Source organism: uncultured Gemella sp., from assembly GCF_963525165.1.
Taxonomy (GTDB): Bacteria; Bacillota; Bacilli; order Staphylococcales; family Gemellaceae; genus Gemella.
This window is the reverse complement of the sequence record NZ_CAURJN010000021.1, coordinates 1-25003: the sequence shown is the minus strand read 5'-3', so window position 1 is coordinate 25003 and position 25003 is coordinate 1. Positions and strand designations below refer to the sequence as shown.

Genomic DNA, 25003 nt, shown 5'->3' with positions numbered 1-25003 from the left:
GTTAAATGATAAAAAAATTAAAATGATCTCATTTTTTTGACATGGCGAAGTAAAATAAAGTAAAATATAGGTGTACAGGAAAGCGTGTAGTTATGGATTTAAATATTAGAGCTTTCATGTGTAGAAATTTAATGGATTAAGTTTATTATAAAAAAATTTTTAGTTAAGAGTAATATATTTTTAAAATTAGAAAAATTGTTTAAACTTAATTTTAGTTTGTGTATATATAATAGACTTATATTAGGAAATTACATAAAAATATAGTTAGGAGTGAAAGTCAATGAGGTTATTATTAGCCGAGGACGAAAAAGACTTAGCAGATGCTCTTGAAGCAATGTTAAAACATAATCATTACTCAGTTGATGTGGTTAATAATGGACAAGATGCATTAGATTATCTAATGTTAGACGAATATGATGGTGCTATTCTTGATGTCATGATGCCACAAATGGACGGAGTAACAGTTGTAAAAAAATTAAGAGAAAATAAAAAAAGTACGCCTGTATTATTACTTACGGCTAAATCAGAAATTGAAGATAAAGTATATGGTTTAGACAGTGGGGCAGATGATTATCTAACAAAACCTTTTGTTACTAAAGAGTTATTGGCGAGAGTGCGTTCAATGACAAGAAGACAAGCTACATTTACTAGTAATGTATTAGAATTAGGAAATGTAAGTTTAAGTAAACACACATTTGAGTTAGCTACAGAAAAGGATAAAGTAAGATTATCTAATAAAGAATATCAAATGATGGAATTGTTGATGAGAAATCCAGGAAATGTAATTCAAACTGAACAATTTTTAGAAAGAATCTGGGGTTATGACAGTGATTCTGAAATTAACGTAGTGTGGGTTAATATTTCGTATTTAAGAAAGAAATTAAAAGCATTAGATGCTAATGTCCACATCAAAGCTACTAGAAATGTAGGATATACTCTGGAGATGCTAGATGTTTAAGAGTCTCAGGAAGAAATTCATAATAACGGCAGTAGGTAGTGTAGCTGTAGTAATAACTGTTCTAGCAGTTGCATTAAATATTATTAACTTTAATAAACTTGAAGAGAGAATTGATAATACACTATTAGATGCTTCTAAGTCGCAGGCTCTAACAAAAATCTTTACTGAAGATGGTGATGATTTAGTAATCACGAAAAATTCATCAAGTCCGACAGACTATAATGGTTTTTCGATTGCTAAGGTTGATAATTTTGGTAAAATAATAAAAGCATATCGTGACGATACACTAGTACCAGACCATGACGCTTTACAAAACAAGGTGCTTCAAGCTTTAGAAAAAGGTGGAACTAGTGGATTTATCGGTAGTTACAGATATTTAAAAGTTAATACTGAAGTAGGAAACTTAATTTTATTTCTAAACTGTCAGCGTGAATTAGATTCATATGAATCATTCGCCCAAAACAGTGTTTTGATGTGTATTGTTGTAGTAGTGTCAGTATTATTACTAATAATTTTAATATCTAAAAGAGTTATTGCTCCAATACAGCAAAGCTATATAAAACAAAAACAATTTATAACTGGAGCTAGTCATGAGTTAAAGACGCCATTAGCTATAATTAGTTCTAATGCTGATGTATTAGAAATGGAACATGGGGACTCTAAGTGGACAAATAATATTCATAACCAGGTAGATCGTCTAACAAGTCTAGTAAATAGCTTGGTAGTATTTAGTAGAATGGAAGAAAAAGATACTGTTGAACGAACGAGTTTTGACTTGTCAGATGCGTTGAAGTCAAGAATCGAGGATTTCAGTGAGCTAGCAGATTTCCAAAAAAGATATCTAATCACTGACATTGATGCGAATTTAAGTTATTATGGAGAGCAAGCCTCAATAGTTCAACTTATGGATATACTATTAGAAAATGCTATTAAGTACGCGCCTGAAGGTGGCGATATACTAATAACACTTAAGAAGAATAGAAGAAATGCAATAATGAAGATTTCTAATAAAGCTGAGGTTAAGAAAGGTGATTTGAGCAAAGTTTTTGATCGTTTTTATCGTTTAGATGAGTCAAGAAATAGTGCCATTAAAGGATATGGTATAGGATTATCTATGGCGCAGCTTATCGTTGAAAAACACAAAGAACTTATTAAAGCGTATGCACCTGAAGATGGAATCTTTAGAATAGAAATGCGTTTTACACTTGGTGAAAGATATTAATTAAAAGTAGTGGGAATGGCTTGATAAAATTGATTTTATCAAGCCATTCCCATAAAGTTTATTAGATATCAAAGAAGTCTTTATAAAGCGAATTTAGATATCAATAAACCACTGCGTCTATGAGTTATCTTTAAATTTAGGACTTTTGGATTAGCCCCTTTATATATGACTATCTGTGATATTAGTTATAATTCTATAAAGAATAGGAGATGGCATCTTGGTAGTAAATATTTGTAATAAATTATTTGTAAAGGAGAAGAAATGATGTTTGATGTATTTTTTGATTTTCTAATTGGGGTTGTTGATAATGCGAAAAAATCACTAAAAAAATTTAATAGAATTCAGAGAATTATAGCAGTTATTTTTTATTGTATTGAGGTGATAATCCTTTTATTTATAGCATTGCTAACGATTGATGATTATCAAATTACAAGGGAGATATTATATTTATTTGGTTTATTCATTTTTGTATCTCTGTGTCATATATTATTTTATAAAAAATATCTTGATAGAAATAAAAATTCACATAAAGATACAAGAATGGATAATAAAAATCTCTAATTAGTGGATTTTAAAGAATCTCATTTCAGGTATAAAATTTGTTAATTTAGGTAAATTACTATATATTATGAGAACGTTTTATGTTATAATTAATTAAGGAGAAAATCCTTGAGTTTATAAAAGGAGGGGTTTATTATGAAACCATTCAATAGAAGAGTAGAGAAAGTTTTAGCATGGATTGCTAATGTTATTTTAATAGTTTTAACGGGATTTTTAGCGTATGGATCATTCTTTAAAATTTCAGTTTTAAAAGATAATCAAGAATTTTTAAATCTTTTTAAACAAGAAATTGCTAAAAATCCTAACGGGGTTAACTTATCAGCTGAACAAATACTTGATTACACAATTCAAGGTTTAAAAATGTATTCAGTTCTGTTAATCGTATTAGTTGTTGTGGCGTTATTAGCGACGCTTTTAATGAAAAAACGTATTTTATCTGGAGTGCTTTTCTTATTGTTGGCAATAGTAGTAGCTGTTGGAACTGTAGGGGTGTTAATTCCAGTATATCTATTCTACTTCATCGTGGCTATTATGCTATTTGTTAGAAAAGAAAGACCTGCGGAATATCAAGAAACAGTTAATTATCTGTAAGGATAAAATTAAGGAGAATTTCTATGGTTGGTAATATTTTAGTTTTTTGTCAATTGTTTATAGTTTTATATAGTCTTTATATAAGCTTTAAAAATTCGGAGTATATGAAACAATCTAATTGGCATAATAGTATAATTTGTTATGTATTTCTAGGTATGATTAGCAATAATACGGATAATATATCTACTAAAGCAATTCTTACATTAGTAATGTTTTTAATTTTAATAAGTGAATTAAATACGATAAAGATATTAAGAAACAACGATATAGAATTAGTTGTAGAAAAGATATAGCCATTTATAATATATTGATTTTCAAAAATGAATAAATTTATAGAGTAACTTTATGGTAGTGATTTCTAAATCATGATTTTAAGGTTGCTCTTAATTTTTATTATTATCGGGGATATTCAATGTATAAAATTTTTTTGTTTGAAATTTAGATAATCAAATTTTAATAAATTACAATATTGTGGTATAATTTATACAGATAAATAATGAAGGATTTATTATGAAAAAATATAATTATAATGAAAGATTAATAGAAAAATTAAATATTATACCTTTTATAGAAAAATATAGTTTTAATAACGAGAGATATAATACGGCTATTTTTTGTGCTTTAAGTTCTTTGCACAGCCACAGTGCTAGATTCGAACCTATCGAGTCGAAGTCAATATTACTTGGAGATTATTTTAGTTTTGAGTATTATAGTTTACTAAAAGATGATTTGAATAAGTTAAGTATTTTGACTGAAACTATGCGAGTTGGGTACTTTCAAATTCTTACTAAGAGAATGAGTGAGGAAGAGTTTTATTTAAGTATAATAAAGACATGGTTTAATTTTTACAATATCGAGTTTCAAGAATTTGATAGTAAAGCGGTGGTCTTTGTATAAGATTAATGGAGAATAGAATGTTAAAACAGTATGAAATTTTGGTACATGAAGTCCTAGAAGATATTTTTGATATTACTAGAAGTGAAGATGATAGATTAAATGAAATTATCAAGAAGTATTTTCTAAATGGTGGGAAGAGGGTTAGAGTTCTTCTTTTACTTATGTGTGCCAAATTAGGAAATTTTGAATTGAATAGAAAAGATATAATTCGAATGGCTAGTATAGTTGAAATAATTCATACTGCTAGTTTGATTCATGATGATATTATTGATAATGCAGATACAAGACGTGGAAGTGTTACAATGAATAAACAGTATGGAAATGAATTTGCCCTTTATTTAGGAGATTATCTTTTTGCAGTAGTTTTAAGAGAAGTTGCTAAGTTTGAAGATAAGAGAATACATATCTATTTGACAGAGACTCTAAAGGAACTTTGTATAGGTGAGCTTATTCAAGAAGATGGTTTGTATAATGTTAAGACTAGAAGACTAGACTATCTTAAGAAGATTAAGAGAAAAACAGCGATATTAATTGCCTTCTCTTGTGTTGCAGGAAGTATAGTAGCTAGAGCTTCTGATGAAGATATACGTAGTACTTTTTCATTTGGTTACTATTTAGGAATGAGCTATCAAATAATAGATGATTACTTAGATTTTGCAGGTGGAGTACAGAATCTTGGAAAAGAGGTAGGGCAAGATTTAATGAATGGTAATATTACATTACCAGCTTTAATAGCAAAGAAAGAAAATCCAGAATTATTTAATAATTTCACAAAAAAAACTAGTAGAAAAGAAAAAGAAGAGATTATAAATTATATAAAAAATAATGATAAGATTTTATCAGAGACATTGACTATAAGTGGAAAATATTTAGAAAAAGCTCATAAGAGCATAGATAATATAGAATCTACTGTAAAAAATGAATTAACTTTTATAATGAATAAGTTAGCAAGGAGAGATAATTAGATGGATTTACAAAAATTTTTAGAGGAATTAAAAGATATAGATTTTTCTGCATTAGATAGAGAGCAGCAGGAGGAATTTCGTACAGTACTTTTAGATAATGGGTTATTTGATGAATGTTTAGAATTATCAAGAGTAATTTATGAACAAAACAGAGAAGAAGACACAGCTATTGAAGGATATGTTCACAATCTTCTTTATCTAGATAAGAAAGATGATGCGTTAGTAGTATTGTATAATTCTCCAAAAACACCCGCGATTTTATATCAAGAAGGTCTAATATATTTAGAAGATGAATTATATGAAATTGCTGAAGAAAAGTTCTTAGCTGCAAGAGCCGGAACAGATTTTGATGAGGCTATTCGTGCAATTGATAAAGAGTTAGTAGGGATTTATTTAACAACAGGAAGAGAAGATAAAGCTAGAAGCTTAAGTGAGAGAATTTTCTATGAAGAACCATCTTTAGAGAATTTCCAAACTGTATTTGATAATTTATTTGCTTTAGGATTGTTTGAAGAGGCTATTGATTTCTATAATCAAAACGGAAGAGGATATGAGGATCCAGGAATTTTATTCTCTTTAGCATTCGCATATAATCAAATCCAAAACTTAGAAAAATCTAAAATGCACTTATTAAAAACTATTGCTCTTGATCCTGATTTTACAGAAGCGTACTTACATTTAGGGCACATGTCAAAAGGTGATGAGGCTAAGAGATACTTAGAAAAATATGTAGAGCTACAGGGAATGGCTATTAGCGGTTATTTACATCTAATTTCTCTGTATAAAGAAGATCAGCAATACGATACTATTCGTACGTTAATGCAAGAGGTATTAACAGCACAAGGTCTTTCGGAAGAAACATTATTTATAACTATACACGCGCTTAAATCATTATATGAGTATGAAAAAATCTATGATTTATATAATGGTAATGCGTTGCTAAAAGATGATCCGATTCTTCTAGGTGCAGCATTAAATGCTCTGTCAGAAGAGGAAGATTATATCGATTTTGTAGAAGAAGAAGTCGTTGCATATTTTGATGTTTTACATGATGATCCAACATATGTGGAGACTTTAAGAAATGTTTATGATTTGACTGGAAGTTCAAGAGTTTTAGAAATAATTAATCATTTTGAACATCATCATGGACCACATGGACATCATTAGTATAAGATAAATTACATTAAGAATAGGAGGTGTGAATTATGGATTATAGCTTTAAAGATATTTATTCCAGAGCAAAGTCGGCTGTAGAAACTGATAGTTATGTAATCTATCAAACTATAAAGTCTAAGTTATACTTTAGTGGAAATTATTTATTAATGAAAAAAGAGCCTACTACGATAGAAGAGCTTGAATATTATGTCTCTTCATGCAGAAACTTTTTTAGAGATAAAGGGGTCAACTTTATTCATTTAGCAGCAATGGAGAATGTGACGTTATCAAGAAAATTAAAGAAATATTTAAAAAAGGAAAGTTTTAGTGAGATTAATCTATATCTATATTATTTGAATATTAGAGATTTTGTAGAACAGGAGATAAGTGAGTTTACTGTTGAATATCTACAGAAACCAGATTTAAATAGATATTTAAAATTCCAATACAAAATAGATATGGAATCAAGCAATGAAGAATGGGCTGAGCACAATCAGACGATACTTTATGAAGATATTAGATCTGAGAATATTAAACAACTTGTCGCTAAGGACGGAGAAAAAATAATCGGTTCAGCTAATGTTATCGTTAAAAATAATTTTTTTGAAATTGATAATCTATATATAACACCTGAATATAGAAATCGTGGTATAGCTAAACACATAATTAGTTTTGCAATAAATAATGAACGAAAAGAAAATGTAATTCTAGTAGTAGATGCTAATGATACTCCAAAATATATGTATGAGAACATAGGGTTTTCTAAGATATCGGAGCAAGATTTTTACTTAAAAACTAATCTTTAAATTTATAAAAGGGTAATTCAAATTATATATAATGAGTTACTCTTTTTAATAATTGTACTAAATTAAAGATTTTGTCATAAATTTTTAGTGTATTTAAAGAAAATTTTGTATAATGGGTTGTAAAAATGATTTTTGTTAATTTTTAAAGTGAGTTTTAATTTAAAAAAAGTTAGAAATACCGAATTTTATTTTTAAGATTATTTTCGTATTATTATTGTTAAAACAGTTAATATATAGTACACTAGTATAAGAATATATGGATAAAGGATGTGAGTAGAGTAGTGAAGAGAACTGGAAAAAGAGTTTTAAAGTTTATAATTGAATCAATAGCAGTGATATTAATTGTTTACGGAGTGTTTTCTGCAGGGGGGCACATAAAGGCTAGAAAAGATGCTATTAAGCAACAGGAGATGGCGAAACAAGAGGCACAGAATGAAGAAAATAAAAAAGAAGAGCCGATAGTAGAGAACAAGAGGCTTAGTGATACAGAATTAAATGAGGCTTTAGACCGGGTTATCGAACAATATAAAGGGAATAATGAAATAGGTATTGTTTATAAAAATTTCTCTACAGGGTATAGATATGCACAAGAGGATAAGCATTACTTTACTGCAGCTAGTACAATTAAGGTTGTGTATGCAATGAAGATATATGATCGTATAAGAAATGGTGAAGTATCAAAAAATGCTGATATTTTTTATAATGAGAAATTTTTAGAAGAAGGTAATGGTCAGATCACTAATAACCAAAAGAAAGATAGTTACAAATTAGAATATGTTATTCAAAATATGATTCAATATTCTGATAATACGGCTACTAATATGCTGATGGGAAGTAGCGCTACTGCATCGACTTTTGTAGTTAAGTATTTAGCAGAATTAGGTGTGACATTACCGCAAGAAGAAGCTCTAAATAATAGAATTACTCCAGCGATGATGGAAGTAGTATGGACGAAGTTGTATAAAGAACAAGATAAATATCCAGAATTACTAAAATATCTTGAGGATTCAGATGATGGTGAATGGATAAAAGAGGGTATTCCGAATAAGAAAGTAGCTAGTAAGTATGGAGCTATAGAGACGAATTATCACGATACAGCTTTAGTTTTTGGTGATAAGGATTATATGTTGTTAATTTATACAAATAATTTGAATAATTCAGGACAAAGTATAAAAAATATTGCGAAAAAAATTGATGAGATTACAAATAAAAATATGTAGTAAGAAAATATGAACATGAAATTTTATTTTCTCAATGAAGCTAAGGTTATAGTGGGCTGACTCAAAAGCCTATATTTTTAAAAAGAGTTTATAAAATACAGAGGTTTATTGAAAATTTACTTTATAAAAGTTTTGCAGATATCTAATAAACTTTACGGGGGTGACTCAATAAAATATTATTTCTCAGAAATGATGATTTTTGAGACGCTTCCGTTATTTTTATTATACATTTTTAAGATCTTAGTATAGAAGGGGGGCAAGTTTTTTTATGTTTATCCATATTCCTTTATTATTTTCAATTTTCATGCTATAATTAACAGGTTATATAAATAAAACAGTATATAAAATTGAATAAATTAAGGAGAAACAAATGACAACATTTGAAGAATTAGGGGTTAGTCAGGAAACTGTTCAATCACTAACCAATATGAATTTCATATCTCCAACTGGTATTCAAACAGAAACAATTCCATATGTATTATCTGGAGTTGACATATTAGCACAAGCACAAACAGGATCAGGAAAAACAGGTGCTTTTGGAATACCGTTAGTAGATACAGTAAGGCGAAATGATCAATTACAATCATTAATTCTTGCCCCAACAAGAGAACTAGCTCAACAAGTAGGAGAACAACTACGACTTATGTCAAGAGCAAAAGGATTAAAAGTTAGCATCGTATTTGGTGGAACAAGTATTGAAAGACAAATTCAAGATTTGAAAAAGCGTCCACAAATTATAGTAGGAACGCCAGGACGTGTAATCGACCATATTAATAGAAGAACGATAAAATTAGAAACATTAACACATTTAGTATTAGATGAAGCAGACGAAATGCTAAATATGGGATTCATCGAAGATGTTAGATTTATTTTATCGAAGATAACGTCAAGACATCAAACACTATTATTCTCAGCAACTATGCCGAAAACAATAATGGAGCTCTCTAAAGAATTTATGAAAGACTATAAACTTATTAAAACGATGAGTGATGAAGATCTTAAACCAGATATTACAGAGTATGCTACAATTGCTAGAGAAAATGAAAAACTAGAAACTTTAGTTGGATTTTTAGATGTTCAAAATCCAAACTTAGCTATTGTGTTTGGAAGAACTAAACGTCGTGTTGACGAATTAGCGAGTGCTTTAATTGCCAAAGGATATTTAGCAGAAGGATTGCATGGAGATATTACTCAGTCTAAACGTTTGGAAATTTTACGTAAATTTAAAAATAACTCATTACAAATTCTTGTTGCAACAGATGTTGCAGCACGTGGAATTGACATTAGTGACGTTACACATGTATATAACTTCGATATTCCACAAGATGTAGAAAGCTATACTCACAGAATTGGAAGAACAGGTCGTGCCGGAAAATCTGGAGTAGCAATAACATTCTTAAATCCAGTAGAAATGCCATACTTAAAAGACATTGAAAATTCTCGTGGAGAGAGAATGAAAATGCTACGCCCATATTCCCAAGATGAAGTGAAAAAATCACGTCATAATAGATTATTTGATGAAGTCGTTTCGGAAATGGATAATAATCATGTAGAGTTTAATAGTTTAGCAAATAAACTACTAGCTGAAACTAATGCAGAGAAAATTATTACTATATTATTAAGTAAATTAATAAATGATAAAAAGGAAGTTGATGTAGAATTATCATTTGAAAAACCTCTTCCGAGAAGACAAGATAAGGGAAGACGTTCGAATAGAGGAAATGATAGACGTCGACGTTCAGATAATAGAGATAAGAAAAATCGTAATGAACGTCGTGGTACAGATAAAAAATTCTTCGATAAAAAAGGCCGTAGAATGCAGAATAAATAAACATAGAAAAGGTATTAGCATTATTGTTAATATCTTTTTATCTATAAAAAAATAGTTGTATACTTTTGTTTGAATTTCACTAGAGTAATTTAATTGTTTAATGTATAATATATTGTGAAAGTATGTAGATGATGAAGGAAAATAAAAATTTAAGGGGAATAAGAAATGAAAAAATTAGGTATTTTATTAGCTGTATTATGTATTTCAATATGTTCATTTTTATTGTTTTATGGAGATACAGCATATCAAAAGTGGCAAGATTATAATTTTCAATCTCAGGTAAAAAAAATAGTTCAAGATGGTGATAAATTAGAGTTAGCAAAAGACAGTAGTGTAAAATCTGGCTGGCTAAAGGATAAATATATTAAAGTTTATTATCCAAATTCGAGCACTGAACAGGCTGCTGAGATAAAAACTCGCTTAGATGTAGTTACTAAAGGATTGCAAGAGGGAAATTTAAATTTTGATAAAGATATTAAAGCGATAGAATTTTATGGAGTAGTTAATAAAGAGTCAGATTTTACTGCTGTAAAAGAAGTAAGTCTTAAAAAAGTTTTGTATAAGATTGAATCTAAGAAAATCTCATCTGCTGAAGAATCAATAGTTTCAAGTATTTATTTAGATAAAGATAATAACGAATTTACTTTATCTAGTTTATTTACTTCACCAGATGATGCTAAACAGAAATTTTTAGTTAGAATAAGACAACAATTAGCTGTTCAAGGAGCATCTGAAGAAGATATTAATAAAATTATCACAAAATTACGTGATAAAGATATGGCTACATGGAAATTTACATATAATAATTCTAAATTTAGCATAGCTGTGGAATCTAATACATCGGAGATTAATTCAGTAGATATTTCTATAAATGATTTGTATAAATATATTGATGAAACTTATTTAAAAGGAGAAGATTTAGAGAAGTATAAAGTTTATATTAAGAAAAGAAGTAGAAAAGCTGTTGCGTTAACATTTGATGATGGTCCAAATCCTAATACAACACCTATTGCTTTAGAGTTATTGAAGAAATATAATGCTAAGGGTACATTCTTCATGGTAGGAAAAGCAGTTGCTGGAAATGAAGAGATAATTAAGCAGGTTGTAGCTGAAGGGCATCAAATTGGGAATCATTCTTGGAGTCACCCATTATTAACGAAAATTAGTTTAGAACAAGCTAAAAGTCAGATTAATGATACTACTGAAGCTTTGAAAAAAGCAAGTGGTCAAGATGTACATATAATGAGACCACCATACGGAGGAATTAACGCAACTATCCAAGCTGCAGTGGATCAGTCGTTTATTTTGTGGGATGTTGACACTCTAGATTGGAAAAATCGTAATACTGCTTCTATAATGAAAGAAGTAAGAAAAGCACGTCCAGGTTCAATAATTTTAATGCATGATGTTCACCAAACATCAATTAATGCTTTACCTACAGTGCTGCAATACTTAACAAAACAAGGTTTTGAATTAGTGACGATTGATGAATTAATGGGAGATCAATTAGAGTTACATCAAAAATATACAAATAGAGAATAGAATAATAGTATATAACCTATAAAACTCGATGATGAGAAAGTCATTGAGTTTTACTTTTTTGTCTAAAGGATTAATTAGTGGTATTTTAAAAGGAAAGTTGATAGCTTAAAAAACTAGATTATTTATTTTTTATTTATTTTGATGTAGAATATAAATGAAAGATGAAATTTAGTAGATTTTGTGAGGATTTTATTTATGAGAGTTGAAATAGTTTCTGTAGGAACAGAGTTATTATTAGGTGATATAGTAAATACGAATACAGCATATTTATCAAAAGAACTGGCAGCACTTGGGCTAGCGGTATTTAGACAGACGACAGTGGGAGATAATCGAGAAAGACTTCTTAGAACTTTAGATAGTGCGTTTTTGGAGAATGATACTGTTATAGTTACAGGTGGCTTAGGACCAACTGATGATGATATAACAAAAGAATGTGTAGCTGAATATTTTAGGCGTGAATTTTATTTTCATGAATATTCATGGGTTAAAATACTGGAGAGATTAACTAGAACTGGAAGAAATATAATTACAGAAAATAATAAAAAACAAGCTATGATTCCAGAAGGAGCAATAGTTTTAGAAAACTTCTGTGGAACGGCACCGGGTATAATTATCGAAGAAAATAATAAACGCATAATTTTAATGCCGGGTCCACCGAGGGAAATGCGGGATATGTTTGAAAAAAGTGTTAAACCATATTTAGAAAAATATAGTAAGAAAAAATTTATTTCTAAATACGTTAGATTTTATAGTATTGGGGAATCGCTTTTGGAAACAAAAATTAAAGATATAATGGATAGACAAACTAATCCAACGTTAGCATTATATGCAAAAAGTGGAGAAGTGTTGTTACGAATAACTGCTAGTGCAGAAAATGAAATTGAATGTGAAAACATGATAAATGAACAACTAGAAGAGATAGAAAGTAGAGAAGGAGTAGGTGAATATATCTACTTAGTAGGTAATGAAGCTATCTCTAGCTCACAAACTGAATTGCACAGCGTAGTAGCCAATCTTCTTATTGAAAATAATTATACAATTTCTATTGCTGAATCTCTAACTGGAGGTAAAATAGCATCTATGTTAGTAGAAAAGAGTGGAATTTCAGATGCATTATTAGAGGGAATAGTGTGTTATTCAAATAAATCTAAGATAACTACATTAGGAGTAAAAGAAGAAACTTTAGAGAGATTTGGAGCTGTTAGTAAAGAGGTTGCTTGCGAGATGGTCCTAGGAGTAGCGAAGAGACTAAATAGTGATTTTGCTATTGCTACAACTGGAATAGCTGGACCAAATAGTGATGAAAGTGGAAAGCCTGTCGGACTAGTTTATATAGCTGTATATGCTCAAGGAGATGTTTCTGTAAAAGAGTGTTTATTTGTTGGAGATAGGGAGTTAATTCGCTATAGAGCAAGCGCCGAGGCACTTGATGAGATAAGAAAAAATATTTTGAAAAAACTATAGTTTTTGCTTGTAAAAAGTTAAACTATTATGTATAATGTATAATAATAAAAAAAGATATTTAAGGAGATTTTTATGTATACAATGAACTTATCTAGTTTGGAGTCGCCGGATCCCAGGTACGGGCAAGATGATGAATATTCCCAGGACTTCAATACTGAAATAGACTATGAAGATGAAATTTTATCAGATTATGCTGATGAAAGTTATAATGAGGTAGAGTTTTCTACTCCAGACGAGGAGTTTTTAGATTACTCTAATGAAATGTTCCTGTATAAGGAGTATTTGTATGATTTTGCAGATGATTACGAATATGATGAAGTTAGTATATCTAATGATCAAATAATGTTAGAAAATATAAGTGAAGCTTAAAATAACATTAATAAAAAATTGACCTATAAGTGATACACTTATAGGTCTAATTTTTAATATTTCTATAATTTCGTTGATATCGAATCATATAATTGGGGCTGACTTAAAAGTCCTAAAATTCAACAAAGTTTATATGAGAACTCATAGACGCAGTGGTTTATTGATATCTAAATTCGCTTTATAATAGCTTTTTAGATATCTAATAAACTGTGCGGGGGTGACTCAACAAAATCTTGTTTCTTCGAAATCACGATTTTTGAGTCACTCCCAGTTTTATTTTAATAATAATATATATAATTGTTATTGAGGAATATGGTATAATATAAATTAGTAAGAAAGGAGGAGAAATATTGAAATATTATAAATTTATAAGCTCTGGATTGTTGTGTTTAAACTTAGCAACGGTTACAGGTTCAGAGATAAAAGCAGATTATTTTACAGATTATAATACAACTGTAATGGATACAGTACTAAGGGATAATATATTTAATTTTGATTTATTCTCTAGAAGTAGAAGTTACTCTCTTCCTGTTATAAAAAATAATCTAATTCAGAGTAATATGGAAGAATTGGAGTATAGTGCTGAATTACTGAATTATAAAAAGAATTCACATAACTATCTAATTTTCTATTCACTTGATAATAATAATAATAATAATAATATTCCAAATGAAATGTTTAGAATACAATTAAAAAATAGTGGTGCTGGTAAAATAGTTGATAAAACTTTACTAAGACTTTTTGTTCCAAATAGCAGAATAATAATGAATGTTATGAGTTATGACATTGATAGTAAAGGAAATATTGAAAATCTTGAATATTCTAAAACAAGTAAGGTATATTTTACTAAAAAGAATATCAATCTAGTTGTAACAGAAGGTAAAAAAGAGGTAGTAAATAGAACGATTGAACTAAGAAATGCACCAAAGGATGATAAGGTTTCAGTTTTACCATATGAAGTAGAGCAATATTATCGTCCTGATAAGTACTATAGTTACACTAAAGCGAAAATATTAGTAGATGGTAAGGAAATTAGTTCGGAAAATTTAGAAGTGCCATATTTAGCTAAAAAAATAGAAGTGCAATTAACTCAGGATAAAGATTACTGGAATAATGTAAAAATAGAATATCCTTCGGAATTTAAGAAGAATAATAAAGAGTTTTTAATCAAACAGGGAGTATCGTTTGGCAACTTCATTAAAGAAAATGAAATTAAAGATATAACTGGTAATGATTCAAGTTATGATTTTTCTGGTTATTATTTAGATGACAAGGAAGTTTCAAATTCTCAAGTATTAGGAAATAATATAAAAATTGAAGCAAAATATAATACAAAAATATTATTAGATAACGGCATTACTAAGAAAGAAGTGACGTTGCTAACTGGTCAGAAACTAAGTGAAATAGATACTAAGTTCTTTGATAGAGAAAAATATCATGTTGATAGCTATACTATTATAGATGCAAAAGATAATTCTAAAATTAATGAAATTAAGGATTTATCTGAAGTTAGTATCGACAATAGTATTATAGTAAAAGCAAATTATAAAGAAAATACTAATACTATTAAAATTCGTCAAGATGATTATAATAAACGATTTGGTAAGGTTGATGATAGTATAAAAGATAAGGATATAGAGTGGCCTGAAACTAAAAAAATAGGGGAGTTATTAGCAGAACTTCGCAAAAAAATTAAACCAAATTCAGGATATGAAGTACTATTTAGATCCAATAAGAAAGTAATCAGCGATGATGATTATATTACAACAGAGACAGTTTTAGAGATTTACTTTAAAAAAGTGGATAGTGAGTGGGTTACTGTTAAGTTTGTAGGACGAGGTATTGATAAATTCTTATCTGATGGTCAAGAGATACTAGTAGGATCTAGAATAGATAGTATGATTAATTTACCGACGGCTACTGGAGTTACAGAGCAAGAGTTCTTAGGTTGGCAGGCAAATAGCGATTATTTAATGGCTGGTGAAGACTCAGAAAATATCAGAGTTTCTAAAAACAAGCTATTGCAAACTAATGAATTAGGTGCTGTAGTTACAGAAAAAGGAAAAAATATTGAATTTACTGCAGTATATAGAAAGTTGTTTAATGTAGAATTTGAAAAAACTTTTGAAGGAAATATTAATTTATCAAAAGGCTCATCTAATATATTGAGAGTAGATGAGTTTAATAGTATTGGTGATGCTACGAAAGAAAATAAAATAATAGTGGTGCCGAAATCGGGTTATTCATTATCTCATTTTATTGCTAATAAAACAGTAAAAGTAAATATGGATAAAGGAACAAAAGAAATATTTGTAGGTAAAAGAATAGAAGAAAATGACTTGTATAATATAGTTCCGACATCAGATTTAAAGATTACTCCAGTATTTAAATTAAGCGTATTTCCATCAACTTTAGAAGAGATGCTAGAGAATAATAAGATAAAAACTGTTGATGATGCATTAGATCTAAAATTTAAATCAACTGAAAATATTAAAAAAATATTAGGACCACTTTATTATTTAAGGTAGTGAAAAAAGGGAATGCCCGAAAAGTCCTAAATTAAAAAAATTGTATATTGCAATTCATAGATGTAGTGGTTTATTGATATCTAAAAGCTTTTTAGATATCTAATAAACTTTGCAGGGGTGACTCAACAAAATCTTGTTTCTTTAGAAATCACGATTTTTGAGTCACTCCCTTTTTTATAATTATATTAGATTTTCTCTAAAAATTGTTCTACTTCTTTTTGTGTTTTAGCAAGTCTTGAAACAAAACGACTAACTTCAACATTGTTTTTGTAACCTACAAAAGAAGGGATACCAAAAATATCAAGAGCTTGAGATATTTCTGGGTAGTCATCACGATTGACGTAGATGAATCTTATTTCTGGAAACTTATTCATCGTTTCTTCTAAGTAACGATCAAGCATGATGCAATCAGGACACCAACTTGCTGAAAATACGAAAACAATCTTTTCATTTTCTTCTTTTAATACTTTAAATTGTTCTATAGAGTTTAATTTTTCTATATAGTTAAACATATTATCACCTCATTTATTGTTAAAATTATATCATAAATAAAAATTCTTGGCATTAACAATGCTTGAGTGAAAACTATTCATATTTATTTTCAATTTTCGATTACAAATGTAAGCATATATGTTGAATTTAATTATTAAATGTTGCATAATATGAAATATAGAGATTAAGTTTTACTTATGAAAAGTTAAGGAAATACTAATCTTTAGTTGATAAAAGCTATACTATATTATAGAGGTGAAAACATGGCAAAACATTATGATTATATTGCAATTGGTGGAGGAAGCGGTGGAATAGCTTCAATTAACCGAGCTGCAATGTACGGTGTAAAAGGATTGTTAATCGAAGGTAATGAATTAGGAGGAACATGTGTAAACGTTGGATGTGTTCCTAAAAAAGTTATGTGGCATGCGTCACAAATATCTGAAAGTTTAAAATCATATGCTAACGACTACGGATTTAGTTTTGAAAATTTAGAATTTGATTTTTCAAAATTAGTAGGTAATCGTTCTGCATATATTGATAGAATTCATGGTTCTTATGAACGTGGATTAAACAATAATAAAGTAGATCTAGTAAGAGGATATGCTAAATTTGTAAATAAAAATACAGTTGAAGTTAATGGCGAACAATATACAGCTGATCACATTTTAATAGCGACTGGTGGACAACCAACTATTCCTAATGTTGAAGGAGCTGAGTTTGGTGTTACTTCTAATGAAGTATTTGCACTTAAACAATTACCAAAACGTATCGCTGTAGTTGGTGCAGGATATATCGCAGTTGAACTTGCAGGGGTATTCAATGGATTAGGTGTTGATACTCACTTATTTGTACGTCGTGATCGCCCGCTAAGAACTTTTGATAAAGATATAGTAGATACTTTAGTAAAAGTTATTAATGAAGAAGGTCCAACTCTTCACACAAACGCTATTCCTAAAAAAGTTGTGAAAAATGCTGATGACAGTGTTACTTTAGTGCTTGAAGATGGACGCGAAACTACAGTTGACTTATTAATCTGGGCAATCGGTAGAAAACCATTATCTGAAAATCTTAACTTAGAAGCAGCAGGTGTGGAAGTGGATGAGCGTGGATTTATTCCAACAGACAAATACCAAAATACTAATGTAGAAGGGATTTATGCAGTTGGTGATGTAACAGGTCGTCTTGCCTTAACTCCAGTTGCTGTTGCAGCAGGACGTAGATTATCAGAAAGGCTATTTAATAATAAACCAGAAGAATATTTAGACTATACTAATGTAGCTACAGTAGTATTCTCACACCCAGCTATTGGTTCTATTGGATATACAGAAGAACAGGCTATTAAAGAGTTTGGTGAAGAAGATATTAAAGTTTATAAATCATCATTCACTCCAATGTATTCTGCAATAACTAGTCACAGACAACCATGCTTTATGAAACTAGTAACTCTTGGGGAAGACGAGAAAGTTATTGGATTACATGGAATTGGTTATGGTGTAGATGAAATGATACAAGGTTTTGCTGTAGCTATTAAAATGGGCGCAACAAAACGTGATTTCGATAACACAGTAGCGATTCACCCAACAGGTTCTGAAGAATTTGTAACAATGAGATAATTTTATAAAAAAATGATGGACCTTTTCCTAGGTCAATCATTTTTTTCTTGACATTCTATTTTTATAGGAGTATTCTGAGGGTAGGAGGGGATTACTATGAAAAAATTTTTAAAAATAATAATTATTGGAATATTAACTGTGTCGATTGCAACAGGTTGTGTGAGATTCAGTAAAGAGGATAAAGAAACTAATGCCCCAAAAGAATCTTCTTATAAAGTCTTTAGTGAATGGATTGGAGAGAAAGGGATAGATAGTATTAAAATTAACACAATGAAAAATAATGTTAAAATCTATTATCACGATAATGAGACGATTTTAATACAAGGAAGGTACAAAGGAAATTATAAGTATTTTATAGATAATAATTTATTAAATATTACTGCTTTCGCAGAGGAGTTAGGTGATAATAGCCTTAACGTATATCTTCCTAATAAAGTATATAAAAATATAAGTTTGGAAAACAGAGATGCAACTTCTAAAATATTTGTAAATGTAGAAAATTTAATAATTAATAGTAATGATGAGGTTGTAGTTGATGGAGCAGAAGTAGGAAACCTTAAATTATCTACTGATAATAAAAAGGTACAGATTACTAAGGATACTATAAAAAATGCAGTAATTGAAACAAAAAATAATACGAAAATAATAGTAGATCAAACAAAAGTAGATTCTATGGATTTGGTAACAGATGCTGGTGATATATTTGCTAAGATAATAGGTAATAAAGAAGATTATCAAATTAATTACAGCAAGAATACAACAGATGCTAAGGAAAAACAAATAACAGCAATTTCAAATAAAGGAAAAGTTGGAATTAGCTTTATTTAGATTTGAGTATAGATTTTTCAAAATATTAAAAAAGAGATGGATTTTAATATGTCCATCTCTTTAGTTTTAAAATTTCCCATTTTTTATGAAATTTTCTAGTTTTTTTCTGTCTTTATCGCTCATTCGAATATGTCTATTTTTCAATTCTCTTGAATTATGTTTTCTTGTTATTTTAGAAACATTTTGTTTTCTATCTTTCAACTCTTTAATGAACATATGGCAGTCTCTTAGAATAGCGCCATAGCCAAGAGTAGTATTGCGCTCATCGTTATCATCACTTACAACTATAATATCCACAAAGTGATCGATTCTTAATTCTCGAGTTTTTCTTTCTATCCATTGATCAGCACGTTCTCCAGTTTTTGTATAAACAATACTGATAGGTGGTTCTTCTTTAATATATTCTTTTGCACGAGTAAGATATGCATCGAATACGCAGTAGACAATGTAATTATTTCCGCCTGCATATTCACGTAAAATATCAATTAGAACATCACGTTCAGTAGGGAAGGTAGAGCTTTTTATTAAGTTATATTCTTTCATACGAAAAAGTAAATTATAACCATCAATAAATAAATATTGTTTTTTCATAAAAAAGCCTCCTTTAATAATTTAATTAATTATTTTTCTCATATCAACATGTTCAATTCCAGCATCTAAATATATTTTATCATTAATTCGGTTGTAACCTAATGATTCATAGAATTTTTCAGCTTGAATTTGAGCACTTAATTCTATAATTACTTCTTTTTTTAGAATTTGTTTGGCTATGTTTTCGCAGCCAATAATAAGCTTACGACCGATACCTTTTCCACGATATTCTTTATCAATAACAACACGTCCGATGTGAATAACATCTTTATCCATATCGATAAGACGTGCGACTCCGATAAGTTTATCATCATCGAAATATCCAATATGAACTGTATTATCGCTATGATCTTTGTCATCTAATTCTAGTTCAATAGGGACTTTTTGTTCTTTAACAAATACTTCAATACGGAGAGCAAAACCAAGGTCTAATTCTTCTTTATTATTTAAAATTTTAATCATTAGATTTTATTCTTTCATACATAATTATTCCAGCAGCTACAGAAGCATTTAAGCTTTGTATTTTTCCTAACATTGGAAGGTGATATAAGAAGTCACATTCATTAGTAACAACTTTACTCATTCCTTCACCTTCATTACCGATTACAATAGCCAGTGGTACATCTTTTGCAATTTTTGTATAATCTTCAGAACGCTCTGCTAATGTAGTTCCAGCAATCCAGAACCCTTTTTCTTTTAGTTTTTTAATAGCATCAGTTAGGTTTGATACGCGAATAACGGGCATGTGTTCAATCGCGCCTGCGGATGCTTTAACTGCTGTTTGGCTAACCACAGCAGCACGACGTTTAGGGATTATTATAGCTTTAACACCACTAGCCTCAGCAGTTCTAATTATCGCTCCAAGGTTATGTGGATCTTCAATATGGTCTAAAATTAGTAGGGTAGTATCCTTATTAATTTCTAGGTTATTTACTACTTCATCAAGCTCAAAGTAAGAGTATGGGGCAACATAGGCGATAACCCCTTGGTGACGTTCAGTAGTAGAATTATCTAGTTTACGTTTTGGAACTTCTTGACAAATAATTTTTTTCTCATTAGCAATAGCAAAAATAGATTTTAATCTTCCTTTTTCAATACCTTCTTGGAATAAAATCTTATTAATTTCGCGCCCTGATTTAATAGCTTCAAGTATAGCGTTACGTCCAGCAATTACTTCTTTGTCTAAATCAATCTCAGAAGTTTCAACTTGAGGTTTTTGTTCTTTGTTTTTTAGTCTTAGTTCTTTATAGTGTTTATTGTTTTTCTTCATATAATTTAATTATGTAGTTAAACATTTCCTCCAATCTTTCAAAGTTTTTTTCTAAATATAAATAGCCGAATACTGCCTCTAAACCTGTAGCAAGTTTATACTCCATAATGCTTGCATTCTTTGCTTTAGAGTTGTTTTTTTGATTTTTCGCACGGTTATAAATTTTTTCTTCTTGTTCTGTTAATATATTATTATTTAATATTTCTTCCATAAAACTTGCTTGGGCTCTAGCAGATACGATTGTAGAAACTGTTTTATGAAGATCATTTATTTTTCCTAAGTGATTTTTCATAACGTATTCTCTACTCATAATATCATAGATACTGTCTCCTATGTAGGCAAGGGTTAAAGCTTGCATTTGATTCGGGTTAGCGAAGTTTTTTTCAGTAAATTTAAAAGTTATATTTTTTTCCATCGTACACCTTGTTTAGTATCTTCTAAGATAATTCCTTGTTCTTTTAAGTCATCTCTGATTTTATCAGCTAAGGCGAAGTCACGGTTTTTACGAGCTTCTTCACGTTCAGCTATTAAACTTTCGATGTGTTCACTATCAAGTGTATTGTCTTCTTTTACGTTTATTCCAAGAATAGAACTATAAGTTTCAAATGCAGCGTTTATTAGCTCTAGAGTTTCTTTGTTAACAGCTTCTTTTGCTGTGTATGAATTAGATAGTCTCACTATTTCATACCATGAAGAAAGTGCGTTTGCTGTATTGAAATCATCTTGCATATATTCTTCAAATTTGTTTAACTCTTCTGTAACTAATGCTACAACTTCTGTATCTAGTTTTTCATCAGTCATATCATTATTTAATCTGAATTGTAGGTTTTGATAAGAAGTTTTAATTTTTTCAAAGTTTGTTTTCGCAAGTTCAATATTTTCTAATGTATAGTTAATTGGAGTTCTGTAGTGAACTGTCAACATGAATAAGCGAAGTACCATTGGGTCTATTTCTGCAATAATATCTTTTACAAGGCGGAAGTTACCTAAGCTTTTACTCATTTTGACATTATCAATATTAATAAAGGCATTATGCATCCAATAGTTACTGAATGGTGCATGGTTGTGACATTCAGACTGTGCAATTTCATTCTCGTGGTGAGGGAATGTTAAGTCTTGTCCACCAGCGTGGATGTCGATTGTATCACCTAGAGTTTCTTTAGCCATTACAGAGCATTCAATATGCCAACCTGGACGACCTTCACCAAATGGGCTATCCCATTTAACTTCGCCAGGTTTAGCTTTTTTCCATAATGCGAAATCTAGAGGATCTTCTTTATGTTCATCAACTTCAATACGAGCACCGCTAATTAAGTCGTCGATAGATTGTTTACTTAATTTTCCGTAATCTTCTTTTTTACGTGTTCTGAAATAAACATCACCATTAGCTTCGTATGCAAATCCTTCTTCAACAAGTTTTGAGATGAAGTTAATTATTTCTTGCATGTATTCAGTAACTCTAGGGTTTTTTGTTGCTCTCTTACATCCAAGTGCATCATAGTCTTTAAAGAAAGCTGTGATGTACTTGTCAGTTAGTTCACTTGTAGAAATTCCTTCTTCATTACTAGCCTTAATAATTTTATCATCAACGTCTGTAAAGTTAGAGATGAAATCTACTTCATATCCACTGTGTTCTAAATATTTGCGAACTACGTCAAAAACGATGATAGGACGTGCATTACCAATATGTATATAGTTATATACAGTAGGTCCACAAACGTACATTCTTACTTTATTTTCTTCAATTGTTTTCAGTATTTCTTTTTGTTTTGTCAATGTATTATAGAGTTTAATCATAAATAGCTCCTTTTAAAAGGGAGAATAAATTAAGAAACTAAAGTGTTTTATTTCTTAGGTTAATAGCTCCCAAAATTCTTCAATATCATAATAACTAAAAAAGTCTATTACTTAAATTTTAACACAAAATGCCTATAAAATGAATTATTTATTGATGTTTTATCTAATATAATCAATTTTTAATTGTTTTAAATTTATATTTGTATTAAAATATATAGAGGAAAAAAATAAAGGATAAGGATATCATGAAATTATCAGATACTATTTATGCTACAGAGAAACATAAGAATGCCAAAGATGTTATTTTAATAATAATAGGAACGGTTTTATTCTCTATTTATGCTGGTATATTAATCCCTGTAAATAATATTGGAGCAGGTGGGGCTTTGGGGTTAAGTTTAGTGGTGAATAAGTTAACAGGAATAAAAATAGGAACAGTACAATTTTTATTAAACGTTCCACTATTTTATATAGGTTATAGATATATTGGTAGAAAGTTTGTAATACTTACAGGAGTTGTCATAAGTATTTCATCTTTCTTAATAAATAATTTGCCAAAAATTATTACTCCGGTAAATTTAGGTGATTCTTTAGTTGCAGCAATTTTTTGTGGAATCATTTCGGGATTAGCAATGTGCTGTTTATTAGTTGCGGGTGCTTCTACTGGAGGGACAGATATTACAGGTAAATTTATTTCAAAAAAAATGGATTTCAATTTACCGACGGTATTTCTTATACAAGATATTACAGTTTATATAATAGTATGGATATTTTTTGACATAAAATATGTAATGTATGCACTTGTAATGAGCTTTGTTCGTAATCAAACGATGAGAGGTGTTCAAAAATTCTTCTCTGCTTATATTCAATGTACAATTATTTGTAGAAATCCTGAAGTTATGGTAGAGCTTATAAATAACACATTACATAGAGGATCGACAATAATGGATGTAGAGGGCGGATATTCTCATGAGAAGAAACGAATGATAATTGTAGTTATTCAGCAAAATGAGATGTATCAATTGCGTAAATTAGTAGCGAAAAATTGTCCGGAGGCATTTATAACGGTAAGTGCAGTAAATACCATAGTAGGGAACTTTAAAGAACATTCTTATAGATTATAGGATGTATATAGAATGGAGCTGCCCCAAAAGTCCTAAATTTTAACAAAGTGTATATGATAACTCATAGCCGCAGTGGTTTATTAACATCTAAATTCGCTTTATAAAAAGCTTTTTAGATATCTAATAAACTATGTGGGGGTGACTCTAAAAAATCGATTTCTCCGAAATCACGATTTTTGAGTCACTCCCATTTTTTAATTTGAATTTAAGCGTTATTATATTTATATGTAGAATACTTAGAAAGGGAAATAAGTTGCTAATTGACCATTTTTGATATATAATATCTAGTGAAAACGAAAATTAGGAGGTAAGAAAATGAATTTAATTCCTACAGTAATTGAGCAAACTTCTCAAGGAGAAAGAGCGTATGATATATATTCAAGATTATTAAAAGATAGAATTATTATTTTAGGTTCAGATGTAAATGATCAAGTAGCAAATTCAATAACAAGTCAGCTTTTATTTTTAGAAGCTCAAGATAGTGAAAAAGATATTTATTTCTATATTAATTCACCAGGTGGAAGTGTGACAGCTGGTTTTGCAATTTATGATACAATGCAACATATTAAATGTGATGTTGTTACTATTTGTATGGGGATGGCAGCTAGTATGGGTGCATTCTTACTTGCAGCTGGGACTATCGGTAAACGATACGCTCTTCCAAATGCAGAAGTTATGATTCACCAACCATTAGGTGGAGCACAAGGTCAAGCAACAGAAATAGAAATTGCAGCTAGACACATTCTAAGAACAAGAGAAAAATTAAACAAAATCTTAGCAGATAGAACTGGTCAAACTATTAAGACTATTGAACGTGATACAGAGCGTGATAACTACTTAACAGCGGAAGAAGCATGTGAATATGGTTTAGTGGATAAAGTAATGTATCCAGAAAACAATAAACCTCAGAAAAAAGAAAAAACTAAAAAAGCTACTAAAAAAGTTGCTAAAAAAGAAGATTAAATGAAAAAAAGAGGATGACCCAAAAGTCCTAAATTTAAACAAAATGTATGTGATAATTCATAGACGCAGTGGTTTATTGATATCTAAATTCGCTTTATAAAAGCTTTTTAGATATCTAATAAACTGTGCGGGGGTGACTCGACAAAATCGATTTCTACGAAATTGATATGTACCCCTTTTACTGGACAAACCAGTGAAAGGGGTATTTTTATG

Annotated in this window: 25 protein-coding genes; 19 read left to right on the top strand and 6 right to left on the bottom strand. The window is 29.5% G+C overall.

Features of this window, described 5'->3' with window-relative positions; all coding sequences use genetic code 11:
- The first annotated feature begins 280 nt into the window (after positions 1–280).
- The 15 genes from RWQ74_RS05540 to RWQ74_RS05470 all read left to right on the top strand — a co-directional run bounded on the left by RWQ74_RS05540 (position 281) and on the right by RWQ74_RS05470 (position 16109).
- The gene (locus RWQ74_RS05540; protein WP_314397283.1) at positions 281–958 is read left to right on the top strand and encodes a response regulator transcription factor; all 678 of its coding nucleotides are present in this window, start codon (positions 281–283) and stop codon (positions 956–958) included.
- The gene (locus RWQ74_RS05535) at positions 951–2180 is read left to right on the top strand and encodes a HAMP domain-containing sensor histidine kinase (protein ID WP_314397282.1); all 1230 of its coding nucleotides are present in this window, start codon (positions 951–953) and stop codon (positions 2178–2180) included. The genes RWQ74_RS05540 and RWQ74_RS05535 overlap by 8 nt, the downstream gene beginning before the upstream one ends.
- A 264-nt stretch (positions 2181–2444) precedes the next feature.
- Positions 2445–2741, top strand: coding sequence for a hypothetical protein (locus RWQ74_RS05530; RefSeq protein WP_314397281.1), 297 nt, complete (start codon positions 2445–2447; stop codon positions 2739–2741).
- Between the two features lie 135 nt (positions 2742–2876).
- Positions 2877–3332, top strand: coding sequence for a DUF4064 domain-containing protein (locus RWQ74_RS05525; RefSeq protein ID WP_314397280.1), 456 nt, complete (start codon positions 2877–2879; stop codon positions 3330–3332).
- A gap of 23 nt (positions 3333–3355) precedes the next feature.
- A complete protein-coding gene (locus RWQ74_RS05520; protein WP_314397279.1) occupies positions 3356–3625 on the top strand; it encodes a hypothetical protein in 270 nt (89 codons plus the stop codon).
- A gap of 217 nt (positions 3626–3842) precedes the next feature.
- Complete coding sequence (locus RWQ74_RS05515) at positions 3843–4229, top strand: hypothetical protein (protein ID WP_314397278.1); 387 nt, start codon at positions 3843–3845, stop codon at positions 4227–4229.
- A gap of 17 nt (positions 4230–4246) precedes the next feature.
- The gene (locus tag RWQ74_RS05510) at positions 4247–5194 is read left to right on the top strand and encodes a polyprenyl synthetase family protein (protein WP_314397277.1); all 948 of its coding nucleotides are present in this window, start codon (positions 4247–4249) and stop codon (positions 5192–5194) included.
- On the top strand, positions 5195–6361 hold the full coding sequence (locus RWQ74_RS05505; RefSeq protein ID WP_314397276.1) for a slei family protein: 1167 nt from the start codon (positions 5195–5197) through the stop codon (positions 6359–6361).
- Between the two features lie 38 nt (positions 6362–6399).
- Positions 6400–7155: a GNAT family N-acetyltransferase gene (locus tag RWQ74_RS05500; protein ID WP_314397275.1), complete on the top strand. Its 756-nt coding sequence runs from the start codon at positions 6400–6402 to the stop codon at positions 7153–7155.
- Positions 7156–7436: 281 nt separating this feature from the next.
- The gene (locus RWQ74_RS05495; RefSeq protein WP_314397274.1) at positions 7437–8375 is read left to right on the top strand and encodes a serine hydrolase; all 939 of its coding nucleotides are present in this window, start codon (positions 7437–7439) and stop codon (positions 8373–8375) included.
- A 370-nt stretch (positions 8376–8745) separates the two neighbouring features.
- Entirely contained in the window at positions 8746–10206 is a 1461-nt protein-coding gene (locus tag RWQ74_RS05490; RefSeq protein WP_314397273.1) for a DEAD/DEAH box helicase, read from the top strand.
- 165 nt (positions 10207–10371) lie between these two features.
- A complete protein-coding gene (locus tag RWQ74_RS05485) occupies positions 10372–11748 on the top strand; it encodes a polysaccharide deacetylase family protein (RefSeq protein WP_314397272.1) in 1377 nt (458 codons plus the stop codon).
- 195 nt (positions 11749–11943) lie between these two features.
- On the top strand, positions 11944–13212 hold the full coding sequence (locus tag RWQ74_RS05480; RefSeq protein ID WP_314397271.1) for a competence/damage-inducible protein A: 1269 nt from the start codon (positions 11944–11946) through the stop codon (positions 13210–13212).
- 72 nt (positions 13213–13284) lie between these two features.
- The gene (locus RWQ74_RS05475; RefSeq protein ID WP_314397270.1) at positions 13285–13581 is read left to right on the top strand and encodes a DNA topoisomerase IV; all 297 of its coding nucleotides are present in this window, start codon (positions 13285–13287) and stop codon (positions 13579–13581) included.
- A gap of 350 nt (positions 13582–13931) precedes the next feature.
- On the top strand, positions 13932–16109 hold the full coding sequence (locus RWQ74_RS05470; RefSeq protein ID WP_314397269.1) for a hypothetical protein: 2178 nt from the start codon (positions 13932–13934) through the stop codon (positions 16107–16109).
- 185 nt (positions 16110–16294) lie between these two features.
- On the opposite strand, the gene RWQ74_RS05465 is transcribed toward RWQ74_RS05470, so the two are convergent.
- Complete coding sequence (locus RWQ74_RS05465; RefSeq protein WP_314397268.1) at positions 16295–16621, bottom strand: thioredoxin family protein; 327 nt, start codon at positions 16619–16621, stop codon at positions 16295–16297.
- Between the two features lie 243 nt (positions 16622–16864).
- On the opposite strand from RWQ74_RS05465, the gene gorA reads away from it, so the two are divergent.
- Together gorA and RWQ74_RS05455 are read left to right on the top strand one after the other, a co-directional pair.
- A complete protein-coding gene (gene gorA, locus RWQ74_RS05460; RefSeq protein WP_314397267.1) occupies positions 16865–18217 on the top strand; it encodes a glutathione-disulfide reductase in 1353 nt (450 codons plus the stop codon).
- Positions 18218–18313: 96 nt separating this feature from the next.
- Positions 18314–19045 (top strand): hypothetical protein, encoded by a 732-nt coding sequence (locus tag RWQ74_RS05455; protein ID WP_314397266.1) that lies wholly within the window; start codon positions 18314–18316, stop codon positions 19043–19045.
- Between the two features lie 66 nt (positions 19046–19111).
- Here the strand turns inward: RWQ74_RS05455 and RWQ74_RS05450 are convergent, their stop codons facing one another.
- Genes RWQ74_RS05450 through cysS form a run of 5 tightly spaced genes read right to left on the bottom strand, consistent with a single transcriptional unit; the run spans position 19112 to position 22703 of the window.
- The gene (locus RWQ74_RS05450) at positions 19112–19636 is read right to left on the bottom strand and encodes an NYN domain-containing protein (RefSeq protein ID WP_314397265.1); all 525 of its coding nucleotides are present in this window, start codon (positions 19634–19636) and stop codon (positions 19112–19114) included.
- A 21-nt stretch (positions 19637–19657) separates the two neighbouring features.
- Positions 19658–20098, bottom strand: a complete 441-nt coding sequence (locus RWQ74_RS05445; RefSeq protein ID WP_314397264.1) for a GNAT family N-acetyltransferase — start codon at positions 20096–20098, stop codon at positions 19658–19660.
- Complete coding sequence (gene rlmB / locus RWQ74_RS05440; RefSeq protein WP_314397263.1) at positions 20091–20906, bottom strand: 23S rRNA (guanosine(2251)-2'-O)-methyltransferase RlmB; 816 nt, start codon at positions 20904–20906, stop codon at positions 20091–20093. Before rlmB ends, RWQ74_RS05445 begins: the two co-directional genes overlap by 8 nt.
- On the bottom strand, positions 20890–21321 hold the full coding sequence (locus RWQ74_RS05435) for a ribonuclease III domain-containing protein (RefSeq protein ID WP_314397262.1): 432 nt from the start codon (positions 21319–21321) through the stop codon (positions 20890–20892). The genes rlmB and RWQ74_RS05435 overlap by 17 nt, the downstream gene beginning before the upstream one ends.
- Positions 21306–22703: a cysteine--tRNA ligase gene (gene cysS, locus RWQ74_RS05430; RefSeq protein ID WP_314397261.1), complete on the bottom strand. Its 1398-nt coding sequence runs from the start codon at positions 22701–22703 to the stop codon at positions 21306–21308. Before cysS ends, RWQ74_RS05435 begins: the two co-directional genes overlap by 16 nt.
- Before the next feature lie 245 nt (positions 22704–22948).
- Here cysS and RWQ74_RS05425 point away from each other — a divergent pair, with 245 nt between their 5' ends.
- Together RWQ74_RS05425 and clpP are read left to right on the top strand one after the other, a co-directional pair.
- Complete coding sequence (locus RWQ74_RS05425) at positions 22949–23827, top strand: YitT family protein (RefSeq protein ID WP_314397260.1); 879 nt, start codon at positions 22949–22951, stop codon at positions 23825–23827.
- Positions 23828–24142: 315 nt separating this feature from the next.
- Positions 24143–24790, top strand: a complete 648-nt coding sequence (gene clpP / locus RWQ74_RS05420; RefSeq protein WP_314397259.1) for an ATP-dependent Clp endopeptidase proteolytic subunit ClpP — start codon at positions 24143–24145, stop codon at positions 24788–24790.
- The last annotated feature ends 213 nt before the right edge of the window (positions 24791–25003 follow it).